The 14,666-nt window shown below is 65.9% G+C and carries 14 protein-coding genes; all 14 read right to left on the minus strand.

What is annotated here, in order from left to right; translation table 11 throughout:
* Nucleotides 1-8: 8 nt before the first annotated feature.
* The 14 genes from A3M1_RS0122310 to A3M1_RS0122375 all read right to left on the minus strand — a co-directional run bounded on the left by A3M1_RS0122310 (nucleotide 9) and on the right by A3M1_RS0122375 (nucleotide 14,664).
* Entirely contained in the window at nucleotides 9-764 is a 756-nt protein-coding gene (locus tag A3M1_RS0122310) for a biotin--[acetyl-CoA-carboxylase] ligase (RefSeq protein WP_018391208.1), read from the minus strand.
* A 2-nt stretch (nucleotides 765-766) separates the two neighbouring features.
* On the minus strand, nucleotides 767-2,194 hold the full coding sequence (gene nuoN, locus A3M1_RS0122315) for an NADH-quinone oxidoreductase subunit NuoN (RefSeq protein WP_018391209.1): 1,428 nt from the start codon (nucleotides 2,192-2,194) through the stop codon (nucleotides 767-769).
* A gap of 31 nt (nucleotides 2,195-2,225) precedes the next feature.
* Nucleotides 2,226-3,740 carry an NADH-quinone oxidoreductase subunit M gene (locus tag A3M1_RS0122320; protein ID WP_018391210.1) on the minus strand — a complete coding sequence of 505 codons (1,515 nt, stop codon included), beginning with the start codon at nucleotides 3,738-3,740 and terminating at the stop codon, nucleotides 2,226-2,228.
* Nucleotides 3,740-5,671 (minus strand): NADH-quinone oxidoreductase subunit L, encoded by a 1,932-nt coding sequence (nuoL, locus tag A3M1_RS0122325; RefSeq protein WP_018391211.1) that lies wholly within the window; start codon nucleotides 5,669-5,671, stop codon nucleotides 3,740-3,742. The genes A3M1_RS0122320 and nuoL overlap by 1 nt, the downstream gene beginning before the upstream one ends.
* 9 nt (nucleotides 5,672-5,680) lie before the next feature.
* Nucleotides 5,681-5,989 (minus strand): NADH-quinone oxidoreductase subunit NuoK, encoded by a 309-nt coding sequence (gene nuoK / locus A3M1_RS0122330; protein ID WP_018391212.1) that lies wholly within the window; start codon nucleotides 5,987-5,989, stop codon nucleotides 5,681-5,683.
* A gap of 3 nt (nucleotides 5,990-5,992) precedes the next feature.
* Nucleotides 5,993-6,598 (minus strand): NADH-quinone oxidoreductase subunit J, encoded by a 606-nt coding sequence (locus A3M1_RS0122335; RefSeq protein WP_018391213.1) that lies wholly within the window; start codon nucleotides 6,596-6,598, stop codon nucleotides 5,993-5,995.
* 109 nt (nucleotides 6,599-6,707) lie between these two features.
* Nucleotides 6,708-7,196, minus strand: coding sequence for an NADH-quinone oxidoreductase subunit NuoI (nuoI, locus tag A3M1_RS0122340; protein WP_018963955.1), 489 nt, complete (start codon nucleotides 7,194-7,196; stop codon nucleotides 6,708-6,710).
* A 10-nt stretch (nucleotides 7,197-7,206) separates the two neighbouring features.
* Nucleotides 7,207-7,470, minus strand: a complete 264-nt coding sequence (locus tag A3M1_RS0122345) for a hypothetical protein (protein ID WP_018391215.1) — start codon at nucleotides 7,468-7,470, stop codon at nucleotides 7,207-7,209.
* 1 nt (nucleotide 7,471) lies between these two features.
* Complete coding sequence (gene nuoH, locus A3M1_RS0122350) at nucleotides 7,472-8,506, minus strand: NADH-quinone oxidoreductase subunit NuoH (protein WP_018391216.1); 1,035 nt, start codon at nucleotides 8,504-8,506, stop codon at nucleotides 7,472-7,474.
* 13 nt (nucleotides 8,507-8,519) lie between these two features.
* A complete protein-coding gene (nuoG, locus tag A3M1_RS0122355) occupies nucleotides 8,520-10,598 on the minus strand; it encodes an NADH-quinone oxidoreductase subunit NuoG (RefSeq protein ID WP_018391217.1) in 2,079 nt (692 codons plus the stop codon).
* Between the two features lie 9 nt (nucleotides 10,599-10,607).
* Nucleotides 10,608-11,909 (minus strand): NADH-quinone oxidoreductase subunit NuoF, encoded by a 1,302-nt coding sequence (nuoF, locus tag A3M1_RS0122360; protein WP_018391218.1) that lies wholly within the window; start codon nucleotides 11,907-11,909, stop codon nucleotides 10,608-10,610.
* Nucleotides 11,910-11,919: 10 nt separating this feature from the next.
* On the minus strand, nucleotides 11,920-12,798 hold the full coding sequence (nuoE, locus tag A3M1_RS0122365; protein WP_026221455.1) for an NADH-quinone oxidoreductase subunit NuoE: 879 nt from the start codon (nucleotides 12,796-12,798) through the stop codon (nucleotides 11,920-11,922).
* A gap of 36 nt (nucleotides 12,799-12,834) precedes the next feature.
* Nucleotides 12,835-14,034 (minus strand): NADH-quinone oxidoreductase subunit D, encoded by a 1,200-nt coding sequence (locus A3M1_RS0122370; protein WP_018391220.1) that lies wholly within the window; start codon nucleotides 14,032-14,034, stop codon nucleotides 12,835-12,837.
* A gap of 15 nt (nucleotides 14,035-14,049) precedes the next feature.
* Nucleotides 14,050-14,664: an NADH-quinone oxidoreductase subunit C gene (locus tag A3M1_RS0122375; RefSeq protein WP_018391221.1), complete on the minus strand. Its 615-nt coding sequence runs from the start codon at nucleotides 14,662-14,664 to the stop codon at nucleotides 14,050-14,052.
* Nucleotides 14,665-14,666 lie beyond the last annotated feature (2 nt).

Raw genomic sequence — 14,666 nt, forward strand, 5'->3', positions numbered from 1 at the left:
CCTGCCTTTCACACTGGCGCGGCGGACGTGGGAAACACGTCGCCGGCGCTGATCGTCTCGCGCACGCCGTCGGTACGGCGCAGCACCATGGCACCCGAGAAGTCGAGTGCCTCGAATACTCCCTCGACCTCGCGGCTGCCAAGCCTCGCGGTCACGGCCTTGCCCAGGCCCATCGCCCGGCGCAGCCAAGCCTCGCGGATACGGGCAAATCCCGCGCCGCGCTCCCATTCGGCAAGCCACTCGCCCATCGCCGCGTCGAGCGCGGCGAGCAGAGCGGGCGGGTCGGTCGGATAGCCTGATGCGGCCAGATCCGTCGTCGGATAGGGCGTGTCGGCCGGATGGTGCGCGCAATTGACCCCGAAGCCAATCACCGTCGCCGCCCGGCCCCCCGGCGGCACGGCCCCCTCAAGCAGGATGCCGGCGAGCTTCGCGCCGTCGATCATCACGTCGTTCGGCCATTTCAGGCCGATACGCAAGGGGTCGATGCCGGTAACGGCGCGCACCGCGTCATAAAGTGCCAGCGCGGCGACGAAGCACAGCTCCGGCTGGCGCGGCACCGGGCCGGCATCCACCAGCAGCAGCGAGGCATAGAGATTGCCGGGCTCCGAGGCCCAGGGCCGGCCGCGCCGGCCGCGCCCGCCGGTCTGTCGCGCGGCAACGAACCAGCAAGGCGCCGCGCCGCTCGCCTGGGCGAGCGCGGCCTCATTGGTCGAACCGACCGTATCGAAACGGACGACCGGCGTGGCGACCGGCGTGGGCGCCATTCTCAGAAGAGCGCCCGAGCCGCCACGGCGGCCGCCGCGATCAGCGGCGCCGGGTAGAGGAAGAACAGCAGCGTGAAGGTACCCGACACGGCAAGCACCACCCGCGGCTCAGAGCGCATCGGCTCGAAGGGCGCCGCCGGCTCGTCGAAATACATGATCTTGACGATGCGCAGATAGTAGAACGCGCCGACCACGCTGGTGAGCACGCCGATGACGGCGAGCGCGTACAGTCCGGATTCGATGGCGGCAAGGAACACGTAGTACTTGGCCAGGAACCCGGCCAGCGGCGGAATGCCGGCCAGCGAGAACATCAGCACCGCCAGCATGAACGCCTTCACCGGGCTGGTGTGGGCAAGCCCCGCCAGATCGTCATAGGTCTCGACCATGCCGTCCTTGCGCCGCATCGACAGGATGCAGGCGAAGGTGCCGAGCGTCATCGCCATATAGATGGCCATATAGACCAGCACGCCCTGCACGCCCTGCTCGGTGCCGGCGGCGAGGCCGACCAGAGCGAAGCCCATATGGCCGATCGAGGAATAGGCCATCAGGCGCTTGAAATTGCGCTGGCCGATGGCGCCGAACGAGCCCAGCGCCATCGAGGCGATGGAGACGAAGACGATGATCTGCTGCCACTGGTGCGTGACGTTGGGCAGCGCCTCCATGGCGAAGCGCACGAACACCGCCATCGCCGCCACCTTCGGCGCCGAGGCGAAGAACGCCGTCACCGGCGCCGGCGCGCCTTCATAGACGTCGGGCGTCCACATGTGGAACGGCACTGCCGAGACCTTGAAGCACAGGCCGGCGAACATGAACACGATACCGAAGATCAGCCCCAGCGAGGGCTCGCGGGCGGCCTCTGCAATCTGGGCGAAGTTCACCGAGCCGGTGAAGCCGTAGATCAGCGAGGCGCCGTAGAGCAGCATGCCGGAGGACAGGGCGCCGAGCACGAAGTACTTGAGGCCGGCCTCGGTGGAGCGCACGGAATCGCGGTTGTTGGCCGCGATCACATAGAGCGCCAGGCTCATCAGTTCGAGGCCCATATAGAGCGCGATCAGGTCGCCGGCCGAGATCAGCATCATCATGCCGAGCGTGGAGAGCAGCACCAGGATCGGGTATTCGAAGCGGTCCTGCTTCTCCGCCTTCAGCCAGTCCACCGACATCGCCAGCGTGCCGCCCGCACCGAGCAGCGCCAGCACCTTCATGAAGCGGCCGAAGGCGTCGACATGGAACGCGCCGTTGAACAGCGTGGCGTCGGTGGGGCCCAGCAGGACCAGCACCAGCGCCGCGAACAGGGCTGCCAGTGCCAGACCGTTCACCGTATCGGTCGACTTCGGGCCGGCGAAGGCGCCGAACATCAGCAGCGCCAGGGCGGAGAAGGCCAGCAGCAGTTCGGGCAGCGCGGGGCCGAGCGCGGCGAGGGTGAGGGTCATTGAACGGGCTCCGCGATGGTCATGTGTCGGATCAAGGCAGCACCAGCGCGGCGGCCTTGATGGCGCCGGCCGCGACATCGGCGCGCGCGACGATCGCGTTCACCGCGACGTTGCAGGCGTCGAGGATCGGCTGCGGCCAGACGCCGAACAGGATGGTGAGGAACAGCAGCGGAACCAGCGTCGCCAGTTCGCGCGGGTTCACGTCCCGGATGTTCTTCAGGCTTTCCTTCTCCAGCGCGCCGAACACGACCCGGCGGTAGAGCCAGAGAGCATAGGCGGCGGAAAGGATGACGCCTGTTGTGGCGAGGAAGGCCACCCAGGTGTTGCGCCCGAAGGCGGCCAGCAGGGTCAGGAACTCGCCGATGAAGCCCGACGTGCCCGGCAGGCCGACATTGGCCATGGTGAACACCATGAACAGCGTGGCGTAGACCGGCATGCGGAAGACCAGGCCGCCATAGGCCGCGATCTCGCGGGTGTGCATGCGGTCATACAGCACGCCCACGCACAGGAACAGCGCGCCCGAGACGAAGCCGTGGCTGACCATCTGGAACACCGCGCCCTGGATGCCTTCCTGGGTCAGGGTGAAGATGCCCATCGTCACATAGCCCATATGGGCGATGGAGGAATAGGCGATCAGCTTCTTCATGTCCTCCTGACGCAGAGCGACCAGCGAGGTGTAGATGATCGCGATCACCGAGAGGGTGAACACGAAGGGCGCGAAATAGGCCGAGGCGTCGGGGAACATCGGCAGCGAGAAGCGCAGCAGGCCGTAGCCGCCCATCTTCAGCATGATCGCCGCCAGGATCACCGAGCCCGCCGTCGGCGCCTCGACATGCGCGTCGGGCAGCCAGGTATGCACCGGCCACATCGGCATCTTCACCGCGAAGGAGGCGAAGAAGGCGATCCAGAGCCAGTACTGCATGCCCTCCGGGAAATCGTGCTTCAGCAGCACGGCGATGTCTGTGGTGCCCGCCTGCCAGTAGATGGCCATGATGGCGAGCATCATCAGCACCGAGCCGGCCAGCGTGTAGAGGAAGAACTTGAACGCCGCGTAGACCTTACGCCCATGCCCCCAGATGCCGATGATGAGGAACATCGGGATCAGGCCGCCCTCGAAGAAGAAGTAGAACAGCAGTAGATCGAGGACGGAGAAGGTGCCGATCATCAGCGTTTCGAGCACCAGGAAGCAGATCATGTACTCCTTCACGCGGTGCTGGATCGCGTCCCAGCTCGCGAGAATGCACATGGGCATCAAAAGCGTCGTCAGCAGCACGAACGGCAGCGAAATGCCGTCGACACCCATCCGGTAGGCGGCGACATCGCCGAGCCAGGCCTGGTACTCGACGAACTGGAAGTCCGGATTCGACGGATCGAAGCCGAACAGCAGCAGCAGCGATATGACGAAGGTGACGAGGGTCGCCCACAGCGCCACCCAGCGGGCGTTGCGCTTGGCCACCTCGTCGTCGCCGCGGATCATCAGGACGATCAGCAGCGCACCGACCAGCGGCAGGAAGGTGACGACGGAGAGAATGGGCCAGTCGTACATCAGTGCGCGCCCCCGAACATGAACCAGGTGATGAAGGCTGCGACACCCACCAGCATCACGAACGCATAGTGGTAGAGATAGCCGGTCTGCAGGCGCACGACGCGGTTGGTCACGTCGATGACGCGGGCCGAGACGCCGTTCGGGCCGTAGCCGTCAATGACCCGCACGTCGCCCTGCTTCCACAGGAAGTTGCCGAGCCACAGGGTCGGCCGCACGAACAGGAAGTCATAGAGCTCGTCGAAGTACCACTTGTTGAGCAGGAAGCGGTAGAGCACGTCGTTCTGCTTCGCGAGCGCCTTCGGCACCGCCGTGTTGGCGACATACATCCAGTAGGCCAGGCCGAAGCCCATCGCCATCATCGCCGTCGGGGCCCATTTCGCCCAAAACGGAATGTGGTGCATCTCTTCCAGGATCTTGTTGTCGGAGGCCATGAAGATCGACTCCCGGAAGAAGTGATCGACATCGTGCCCGACGAAGTACGGGTAGAGGATCATGCCGGCGAACAGCGCCCCGAACGACAGCACGCCGAGCGGAATGAGCATGGTCAGCGGCGATTCATGCGCGTGGTCGAAGGTGTGGTGGTCCGCGCGCGTCTTGCCGTGGAAGGTCATGAACATCTGCCGCCAGGTGTAGAAGGCGGTGAGCGCCGCCGCCGCCACCGTCATCACCCAGGCATAGGTGGCGAAGGGGCTGTGGCTGACAAAGGCGGTCTCGATGATCGCGTCCTTGGAGTAATAGCCGGCCGTGAAGGGGAAGCCGGTGAGAGCAAGGCCGCCGATCATCATCGTGCCGTAGGTGAAGGGGATCTTCCGCCACAGCCCGCCCATGTGGCGCATGTCCTGCTCGTGGTGCATCGCGGTGATGACCGAGCCGGCCGCCAGGAACAGCAGCGCCTTGAAGAAGCCGTGCGTGAGCAGGTGGAACACGCCGACCGAATAGGCGCCGGTGCCGAGCGCGGTGAACATGTAGCCGAGCTGCGAGCAGGTGGAATAGGCGATCACTCGCTTGATGTCGTTCTGCACGCAGCCGATCGTCGCCGCGAAGAAGGCGGTGGAGGCACCGACGAACAGCACGACGTTGAGCGCGATCGGGGACAGTTCAAACAGCGGCGACATGCGCGCCACCATGAACACGCCGGCCGTCACCATGGTCGCGGCGTGAATGAGCGCGGAGACCGGGGTCGGGCCTTCCATCGCGTCCGGCAGCCAGGTGTGCAGGCCGAGCTGCGCCGACTTGCCCATGGCGCCGATGAACAGCAGCAGGCAGATCACGGTCGGCGCATGCCACTCATGGCCCAGGAACAGGATGTTCTTGTCCATCAGCGAAGGCGCTGCGGCGAAGACCTGCTCGAAGGCGACCGAGCCGGTCATCAGGTAAATGGCGAAGATGCCGAGCGCGAAGCCGAAATCGCCAACGCGGTTGACGATAAAGGCCTTCATCGCCGCCGCGCAGGCCGACGGCTTGTCGTACCAGAAGCCGATCAGCAGATAGGACGCCAGGCCCACCCCCTCCCAGCCGAAGAACAGCTGCACGAGGTTGTCGCTCGTCACCAGCATCAGCATGGCGAAGGTGAACAGCGAGAGATAGGCGAAGAAGCGCGGTCGGCTCGGGTCCTCGTGCATGTACCCCATGGAGTACAGGTGCACGAGCGAGGACACCGTGGTCACGAGGATCAGCATCACAGCGGTGAGCGTGTCGACGCGGATCGCCCAGGTCACGTCGAGCTTGCCCGACGCCATCCAGGTGAACAGCTCGACAGTGCCATCATGGCCGCCAAAGGCGGTCTGGAAGAACACGATCCACGCGAAGAAGGCGGAGATGACGAGCAGCCCGGTCGTGACCAGCTCCGAGGCGCGAGCGCCGATCAGCCGGCCGAACAGGCCAGCGATGAGGAAGCCGACAAGGGGGAGAAATACGATCGCCTGGTACATGAAGCCCGCTCAGCCCTTCATGGTGTTGATGTCCTCGACGGCGATCGACCCGCGATTGCGGTAGAACACCACGAGGATGGCGAGACCGATGGCGGCCTCGGCGGCGGCGACCGTCAGCACGAACAGGGCAAAGACCTGTCCGACGATGTTGCCGAGGAAGATCGAGAAGGCGACGAGGTTGATGTTCACCGCCAGCAGGATGAGTTCCACCGACATCAGGATGACGATGACGTTCTTCCGGTTGAGGAAGATGCCGAGCGTGCCGAGCGTGAACAGGATCGCCGCGACGGTCAGATAGTGCGGAAGGCCGATCGCCATGGCTCAGAGCCCCTTGCCGGAAGGCACCTTGACGACGTCGATCGCCATCGCCTTGGTGCGCGCATTCTGGACCGGAATGCTCTGGCGCTTGACGTTCTCCTTGTGGCGGAGCGTCAGCACGATGGCACCGATCATGGCGACCAGCAGGATGAAGCCCGCCGCCTGGAAGAAATAGACATAGTCCGTGTACAGCACCCGGCCGATCTGCACAGCGTTCGACACTTCGGGCGCCGCCGAGGTGACGGCGCCGGTGACGCCTGCGCCGAAGGTCCAGGAGCCGACCACCAGCACCAGCTCGGCGAGGAAGATCATCCCCACCAGCACGCCGACCGGCAGATATTGCAGGAAACCCTGGCGCAGCTCGACGAAATCGACGTCGAGCATCATCACCACGAACAGGAACAGCACCGCCACCGCGCCGACATAGACCACGATGAGCAGCATCGCGATGTACTCGGCGCCGATCAGGATGAACAGGCCCGAGGCGTTGACGAAGGTCAGGATCAGGAACAGCACCGAATGGACCGGGTTCCGCGACGAGATGACCATAAAGGCCGAGGCCACAGCGACCCCGGCGAAGAGATAGAAGAACAGCGCGGCGAGGCTCATGCCCGGCACCCCCCAGTCATTCCGGCGCCCGCCATCCCGGCGGTCGCGGCGCGAAGGGCCTTGGCGGCCCGTATCGTTTCGGTCTTCACGTTCCCAGCCCCCTGCGCGCTCAACGGTACGGCGCGTCCAGCGCCATGTTGCGCGCGATCTCGCGCTCCCAGCGGTCGCCATTCGCGAGCAGCTTGGCCTTGTCGTAATAAAGTTCTTCGCGCGTCTCGGTGGCGAATTCGAAATTCGGCCCCTCGACGATGGCATCGACCGGGCAGGCCTCCTGGCAGAAGCCGCAATAGATGCACTTCACCATGTCGATGTCGTAACGGGTGGTGCGGCGGGTGCCGTCATTGCGGCGCGGGCCGGCCTCAATGGTGATGGCCTGCGCCGGGCAGATCGCCTCGCACAGCTTGCAGGCGATGCAGCGCTCTTCCCCGTTGGGATAGCGGCGCAGCGCATGCTCACCGCGAAAGCGCGGCGACACCGGGTTCTTCTCGAAGGGATAGTTGATGGTCGCCTTCGGCTTGAAGAAATAGCGCATCGCCAGGAAGAACGCCGAGACAAACTCGGTGAGCAGCAGCTGGCGTGCGGCCAGGTCCAATCTCATGTCGCTCTCCTCAATCGGCCATGGCCGCGGCAAGGCCGAAGCCCACCAGCGGCATCGAAACGGCAAAGACGCGGATCACGGTCTTCCACCACGAAATCACTCCCGCCAGCTGGTCAGCGCTCAGCTTGCGGGCCTCCTTGGAACCGCGGATCGACGTTTCGACGACCCCCGGCAGAATGAACCATTCGAGTGCGCCGAACACCGCACCCGCAGCCGCCCCCGCCCAACCGACGGCGGACGCTTCCATCAGGGCCTGGAGCGTGCCCTCATTCATCTCATCCCCCCGCAGCCGACAGGCCGCTGAAGTGCAGTACGGAGGCGACGATCACCACCATCGCCAGCGAGATCGGCAGGAACACCTTCCAGCCGAGGCGCATGAGCTGATCATAGCGGTAGCGCGGAACCATCGCCTTCACCATGGCGAACATGAAGAACACCAGCAGGACCTTGAGCAGGAACCAGATGATGCCCGGCACCCAGGTGAAGGGCGCCACCGGCACCGGCGGCAGCCAGCCGCCCATGAACAGGATGGCGGTCAGCGCGCACATGGTCATGATTGCCACATACTCGCCGAGCATGAACATCATGTACGGGGTGGAGCCGTACTCCACCATGAAGCCGGCGACCAGCTCCGATTCCGCTTCGCCCAGATCGAAGGGCGGGCGGTTGGTCTCGGCCAGCGCCGAGATGAAGAAGATCACGAACATCGGGAACAGCGGCAGCCAGTACCAGCCGAGGATACCCAACGGCGTGTTCTGCGCCTCGACGATGGCGGTCAGGTTCAGCGAGCCGGCGCAGAGCAGAACGGTGACGATGACGAAGCCGATCGAGACCTCGTAGGACACCATCTGCGCCGCCGCGCGCAGCGCCGACAGGAAGGGATACTTCGAGTTCGACGCCCAGCCGGCCATGATGGTGCCGTACACGCTGAGCGAGGAAATCGCGAAGATGTACAGCACGCCGACATTGATGTCGGCCACCACCCAGCCGGCGTCGATCGGCACCACCGCCCAGGCGGCCAGCGCCAGCAGGCAGGTGACGAAGGGCGCCAGAAGGAACACGCCCTTATTGGCGCCGTCCGGAATCACCGGTTCCTTCAGCACGAATTTCAGCAGGTCGGCGAAGGACTGGAACAGGCCGAACGGCCCGACCACGTTGGGGCCGCGACGCAGCTGCACCGCCGCCCAGATCTTGCGGTCGGCCAGCAGCACATAGGCGACGATGATCAGCAGGCCGACCAGCAGCGCGAGGCTCTGGGCGACGATGATGAGCACCTGGATCAGCGTGTCGAACCAGCTTGTTTCGGTCATGTGCTCCCTCCCCTCACTCGGCCGCCGCCGCGTGGCGGCTGGACGCGAGCGCGGAGCATTCGGCCATCACGGCGGACGCGCGTGCGATCGGATTGGTGAGATAGAAATCTGTGACGACGCTGCGGAACGGCCCGCTCGCCGGCGTGCCGCCGGACGCGGCCAGCGCGGCCACGGCCGCCGGGTCCGCCGGCGCCACATGGTCGAGCCGCGCCAGATGCGGGTGCGCCGCATAGAGCGCCGCGCGCAGCTGCGCCAGGCTGTCGAAGGGCAGGCGATGGCCGACGACATCGGACAGCGCGCGCAGCACCGCCCAGTCCTCGCGCGCCTCGCCGGGCGGGAAGGCGGCGCGGTTGGCGATCTGCGCCCGCCCTTCCATGTTCACATAGGTGCCCGACTTCTCGGTATAGGCGGCACCCGGCAGGATCACGTCGGCGCGATGGGCGCCGCGATCGCCATGGGTACCGAGATAGACCACGAAGGCACCCGGGGCGATGTCGATCTCGTCGGCACCGAGCGCGAACAGCACGTCCACCCCGCCGGCATTGGTCATCGCCACCGCGTCAAGCCCGCCCTCGCCCGGCACCGCGCCGATATCGAGCGCACCGACGCGGGAGGCGGCCGTGTGCAGCAAGGAGAAGCCGTTCCAGCCTTCCGTCACCGCGCCGACGGCATCCGCCACGCGGGCCGCCAGCGCCAGCACCGCCGCGCCGTCGGGACGGGCGAGAGCGCCCTGCCCGATCAGGATCAGCGGGCGCTTGGCGCCCTTCAGCGTCTCAGCGAAGCTGCCGCTGGCGAGCAGGTCCGCCAGCGTGTCGGAACCCGCGCCGAGATAGTCATAGGGGTAGGTCAGGTCGACCGGCTCGCCGATCAGGCCGATGGGGAAGCCTCCCTGCAGCCAGCGCTTGCGGATGCGGGCATTGAGCACGCTCGCCTCAAGGCGCGGGTTGGAACCGATGATCAGCAGCGCATCCGCCTGCTCGATGCCGGCAATGGTGGCGTTGAACAGATAGCTGGCGCGGCCGAGCGCCGGGTCGAGCTTCGCCCCGTCCTGGCGGCAGTCGATGTTGGCCGAGCCGAGCGCGCTGAGCAGCGCCTTCAGCGCGAACGCCTCTTCCACCGAGGCGAGGTCGCCGATGAGCCCGCCGATGCGGCTGCCGGGCACGCCCTTCACCTTTTCGGCGATGGCGGCAAAGGCCTGCGGCCAGCTCGCCTGCTGCAGCTTGCCGCCGACGCGCACATAGGGGCGGTCGAGGCGCTGGGTCTTCAGACCGTCCCAGATGTAGCGGGTCTTGTCGGAGATCCACTCCTCGTTCACGTCCTCATTGAGGCGCGGGAGGACGCGCATGACCTCGCGGCCGCGCGTGTCGACGCGGATGTTGGAGCCGACGGCGTCCATCACGTCGATGGATTCGGTCTTCGACAGCTCCCACGGGCGGGCGTGATAGGCATAGGGGCGCTGGGTCAGCGCGCCAACCGGGCAGAGATCGGCGACATTGCCCTGAAGCTCGGAGGAGAGCGCCGCCTCAAGATAGGTGGTGATCTCCATGTCCTCGCCGCGCCCGATGGCGCCAAGCTCGGCCACGCCCGCCACCTCGGTGGTGAAGCGGACGCAGCGGGTGCACTGGATGCACCGGGTCATCGAGGTCTTGATCAGCGGGCCGATATACTTGTCTTCGACCGCGCGCTTGTTCTCGGCATAGCGGGACGTGTCCACGCCATAGGCCATGGCCTGGTCCTGCAGGTCGCACTCGCCGCCCTGGTCGCAGATCGGGCAGTCGAGCGGGTGGTTGATGAGCAGGAACTCCATCACCCCCTCGCGCGCCTTCTTCACCATCGGGCTCTTGGTGAGCACGACGGGCGGCTCGCCATTCGGGCCCGGGCGCAGGTCGCGCACATTCATCGCGCAGCTGGCGGTGGGCTTGGGAGGACCGCCCTTCACCTCGACGAGGCACATGCGGCAATTGCCGGCGATGGACAGCCGCTCATGGAAGCAGAAGCGCGGAATCTCCGCGCCCGCCGCCTCGCAGGCCTGGAGCAGCGTGAACTCCGGCGGAACATCCAGCTCGATGTCGTCGACGATGATCTTGGCCATGATGCTCTCTTACTCCGCCGCCACCGGCACCGGGTCGGAATGCGGGTTCGCCGCGTACTGGTCGATCCGCTTCTCGATCTCGGGACGGAAATGCCGGATCAGGCCCTGCACCGGCCACGCCGCCGCGTCGCCGAGCGCACAGATGGTGTGGCCCTCGACCTGGGTCGTGACCTGCAGCAGCAGGTCGATCTCGCGCTTCTGGGCCCGGCCCTCGACCATGCGGTCGAGCACGCGCCACATCCAGCCCGTGCCCTCGCGGCAGGGCGTGCACTGGCCGCAGCTTTCATGCCGGAAGAAATAGGAGATGCGGGCGATGGCCTTCACCACGTCGGTGGACTTGTCCATGACCAGCACGCCAGCGGTGCCGAAGCTGGACTTCACCGCGCGGCAGCCGTCGAAGTCCATGATCAGGTCGGCGCACTGGTCGGCCGGGATGATCGGGCAGGAGGCGCCGCCGGGGATGATGGCGAGCAAATTGTCCCAGCCGCCGCGCACGCCGCCGCCATGCTTCTCGATCAGTTCCTTGAACGGGATGCTCATCGCCTCTTCGACGATGCAGGGCGTGTTCACATGGCCGGAAATGCCGAACAGCTTGGTGCCGACATTGTTGGCGCGTCCGATGGACGAGAACCAGGCCGCGCCGCGCCGCAGAATGGTGGGGGCGACGGCGATGGACTCGACGTTGTTCACCGTCGTCGGGCAGCCATAGAGGCCGACATTGGCCGGGAAAGGCGGCTTCAGCCGGGGCTGGCCCTTCTTGCCCTCAAGGCTCTCCAGCAGCGCGGTTTCCTCGCCGCAGATATAGGCACCGGCGCCGTGATGGACATAGATGTCCATGTCCCAGCCATGCACGTTGTTCTTGCCGATCAGCCGGGCCTCATAGGCCTGGTCGACCGCCGCCTGGAGGTTTTCGCGCTCCTGGATGAACTCGCCGCGCACATAGATATAGGCGGTGTGCGCGCCCATGGCGAAGCCCGCGATCAGGCAGCCTTCGACCAGATGGTGCGGGTCGTGGCGCAGGATTTCGCGGTCCTTGCAGGTGCCCGGCTCGGATTCGTCGGCATTGACGACGAGGTAGTGCGGGCGCCCGTCATTGTTCTTGGGCATGAACGACCATTTGAGGCCGGTCGGGAAGCCGGCGCCGCCGCGCCCGCGCAGGCCAGAGGCCTTCATATGCTCGATGATGAAATCGCGGCCGGCATCGAGGAACAGCTTGGTGCCGTCCCACGAGCCGCGCTTCAGCGCGCCCTGCAGGCCCCAGTCATGGTGGCCGTAGATATTGGTGAAGATGCGATCCTTGTCGGCAAGCATGGTTCGCTCCTCATTCCGCCTTCGGGTCCGTCGCCTTGCCGGGCGGCGGGGCGACAGGCTTCTTCGGCTTCTCCTTGTCGGCCTCGCCAGCGGCCTCGACCGCCTTGGCGGCGGGGGCAGCGGCGGGGGCCGGGTCGCTCTTGGGCGGGGGCGGCGGCGCGGCGGCCGCAGCGGCCGGCGGCGGTGCATCGGGAGCCGCCTCGCCCTTGGCCTTGGCAGCGAGCGCTTCGCGGGCGAGCGCCAGCCCGGCGCCCTGCCCGACCATCGAGCCATCGAACAGTTCCGGCGCCGTCAGCACCCGTAGCCCGGTGACGGGCGCGGAGGTGTGGCGGCCGTTCTGCGGACCGGGCGCGGGATGTTCACCACGCTCGAAGGCGTCGAGGATCTTCTCCAGATCCTCCGGCGTCAGGTCCTCATAGACATCCTTCCACACCTGGATCATCGGCGCGTTCACACAGGTGCCGGCGCATTCGACCTCTTCCCACGACAGATCGCCGCTGGCGGAAAGGTGGAACGGCTCCTCATGGATCCGGCTCTTGCACACCTTGATCAGGTCGCCGGCCCCGCGCAGCATGCAGGGCGTGGTCCCACACACCTGGATATGGGCGCGCTTGCCGACCGGCTGGAGCTGGAACTGGGTGTAGAAGGTGGCAACCTCGTAGACGCGGATCGGCGCCATGCCGAGCATCTCGCCGACATAGCGCATCGCCGGTTCCGAGACCCAGCCGCCCGCCTGCTCCTGCGCGCGCATGAGCAGCGGAATCACCGCGCTGGCCTGCCGGCCGGGCGGAAATTTCGCGATGGCCTTCTCGGCCCAGGCGAGATTCTCCACCGTGAACGCGAAGCTCTCGGGCTGAACCTCTTTTGGAGCAAGCCTACGGACAGACATGCCGTACCCTTCCGATCGAACCGCGTCCCCGAGGGATCAGCGGTCCACTTCACCGAACACGATATCCAGCGATCCGAGGATCGCCGAAATGTCCGCGAGCATGTAGCCGCGGCACAGGAAATCCATCGCCTGAAGATGCGCGAAACCGGGTGCGCGGATCTTGCAGCGATAGGGCTTGTTGGTGCCGTCGGCGACGAGATAGACGCCGAACTCACCCTTGGGGGCCTCCACGGCGGCGTAGACCTCGCCGGCGGGAACGTGGAAGCCTTCCGTGTAGAGCTTGAAGTGGTGGATGAGCGCTTCCATCGAACGCTTCATCTCGCCGCGCTTGGGCGGCACGATCTTGTTGTCGACCGCCGAGACCGGGCCCGCTTCCTTCAGCAGACGCTCGCAGCACTGGCGCATGATCTGCGCCGACTGCCGCATCTCTTCCATGCGGATGCAGTAGCGGTCGTAATTGTCGCAGTTCTTGCCGATCGGAATGTCGAATTCCAGCTCGTCATAGCACTCATAGGGCTGCGACTTGCGCAGGTCCCAGGCCGCGCCCGAGCCGCGCACCATCACCCCCGAGAAGCCCCACGCCCAGGCGTCCTCCAGCGAGACGATGCCGATATCGACATTGCGCTGCTTGAAGATGCGGTTGTCGGTGAGCAGGCCTTCCAGATCGTCCATGAAGCCGGGGAAGGTGTGCGTCCAGGCGAGAATGTCCTCGACCAGCGCGCGCGGCAGGTCCTGATGGACGCCACCGGGGCGGAAATAGGCCGCGTGCATGCGCGAGCCGGAGGCCCGCTCATAGAACATCATCAGCTTTTCGCGTTCCTCGAAGCCCCACAGCGGCGGGGTGAGCGCGCCGACGTCGAGCGCCTGCGTGGTCACGTTCAGCATGTGGGAGAGGATGCGGCCGATCTCGGAATAAAGCACGCGGATCAGCTGGCCGCGCTTGGGCACGGTGATGTCGAGCATACGCTCGATCGCCAGGCAGAAGGCGTGCTCCTGGTTCATCGGCGCGACATAGTCGAGCCGGTCGAAATAGGGCACGGCCTGCAGATAGGTCTTGGCCTCGATCAGCTTCTCGGTGCCGCGATGGAGCAGGCCGATATGCGGGTCGACGCGCTCGACGATTTCGCCGTCGAGCTCGAGGATCAGGCGCAACACGCCGTGCGCCGCCGGATGCTGCGGGCCGAAATTGATCTGGAAGTTGCGGACGTTGGGGTCGATCTTGCCGGGTGCGTTCATCGCTCGGACCTCACCTCAGCCCGCCTTCGGGGTGGTTGCCTTCTCGTCGCCGGGGAGCACGTAGTCGGGCCCCTCCCATGGCGAGAGAAAGTCGAAGCTGCGGAACTCCTGCGCCAGTTTCACCGGCTCATAGACCACGCGCTTGCGCTCGTCGTCATAGCGGACCTCGACAAGTCCGGTGGTCGGGAAGTCCTTGCGCAGCGGATAGCCGTCGAAGCCGTAATCCGTGAGGATTCGGCGCAGCTCGGGGTGTCCGGAGAACAGGATGCCGTACATGTCGAACGCCTCGCGCTCGAACCAGAAGGCGCCGGCGAACACGGGGGTGGCGGAGGCCACCGGCGTCGTCTCGTCGGTCTCGACCTTGATACGGATGCGGGCGTTCAGCGTCGGCGACAGCAGGTGATAGACCACGTCGAAGCGCTTCTCGCGCTGCGGCCAGTCGACACCGCAAATGTCGATGAAGCTGACAAAGCGGCAGGACGGGTCGTCGCGCAGGAAGGTCAGCACCTTGATGACCTCGGCCGCCGACGCCACCAGCGTCAGCTCGCCATAGGACATGATCACTTCCTCGACCGCGTCGGGAAGCGATTCCTTCACATGCGCGCCCAGCTCTTTCAGCGTCTCGTCCATAT

Origin of the sequence: Ancylobacter sp. FA202, assembly GCF_000380205.1 — a bacterium.
In the GTDB taxonomy this organism is placed as follows: domain Bacteria; phylum Pseudomonadota; class Alphaproteobacteria; order Rhizobiales; family Xanthobacteraceae; genus Ancylobacter.

Coding starts and splice junctions, on each gene's coding strand:
- A3M1_RS0122375 (WP_018391221.1), bottom strand. CDS start 14,664: ATGGACGAGACGCTGAAAGAGCTGGGCGCGCATGTGAAGGAATCGCTT.
- A3M1_RS0122370 (WP_018391220.1), bottom strand. CDS start 14,034: ATGAACGCACCCGGCAAGATCGACCCCAACGTCCGCAACTTCCAGATC.
- nuoH (WP_018391216.1), bottom strand. CDS start 8,506: ATGACCGAAACAAGCTGGTTCGACACGCTGATCCAGGTGCTCATCATC.
- nuoL (WP_018391211.1), bottom strand. CDS start 5,671: ATGTACCAGGCGATCGTATTTCTCCCCCTTGTCGGCTTCCTCATCGCT.
- A3M1_RS0122310 (WP_018391208.1), bottom strand. CDS start 764: ATGGCGCCCACGCCGGTCGCCACGCCGGTCGTCCGTTTCGATACGGTC.
- nuoI (WP_018963955.1), bottom strand. CDS start 7,196: ATGAGATTGGACCTGGCCGCACGCCAGCTGCTGCTCACCGAGTTTGTC.
- nuoN (WP_018391209.1), bottom strand. CDS start 2,194: ATGACCCTCACCCTCGCCGCGCTCGGCCCCGCGCTGCCCGAACTGCTG.
- A3M1_RS0122335 (WP_018391213.1), bottom strand. CDS start 6,598: ATGAGCCTCGCCGCGCTGTTCTTCTATCTCTTCGCCGGGGTCGCTGTG.
- nuoG (WP_018391217.1), bottom strand. CDS start 10,598: ATGGCCAAGATCATCGTCGACGACATCGAGCTGGATGTTCCGCCGGAG.
- A3M1_RS0122345 (WP_018391215.1), bottom strand. CDS start 7,470: ATGAATGAGGGCACGCTCCAGGCCCTGATGGAAGCGTCCGCCGTCGGT.
- nuoK (WP_018391212.1), bottom strand. CDS start 5,989: ATGGCGATCGGCCTTCCGCACTATCTGACCGTCGCGGCGATCCTGTTC.
- nuoF (WP_018391218.1), bottom strand. CDS start 11,909: ATGCTTGCCGACAAGGATCGCATCTTCACCAATATCTACGGCCACCAT.
- nuoE (WP_026221455.1), bottom strand. CDS start 12,798: ATGTCTGTCCGTAGGCTTGCTCCAAAAGAGGTTCAGCCCGAGAGCTTC.
- A3M1_RS0122320 (WP_018391210.1), bottom strand. CDS start 3,740: ATGTACGACTGGCCCATTCTCTCCGTCGTCACCTTCCTGCCGCTGGTC.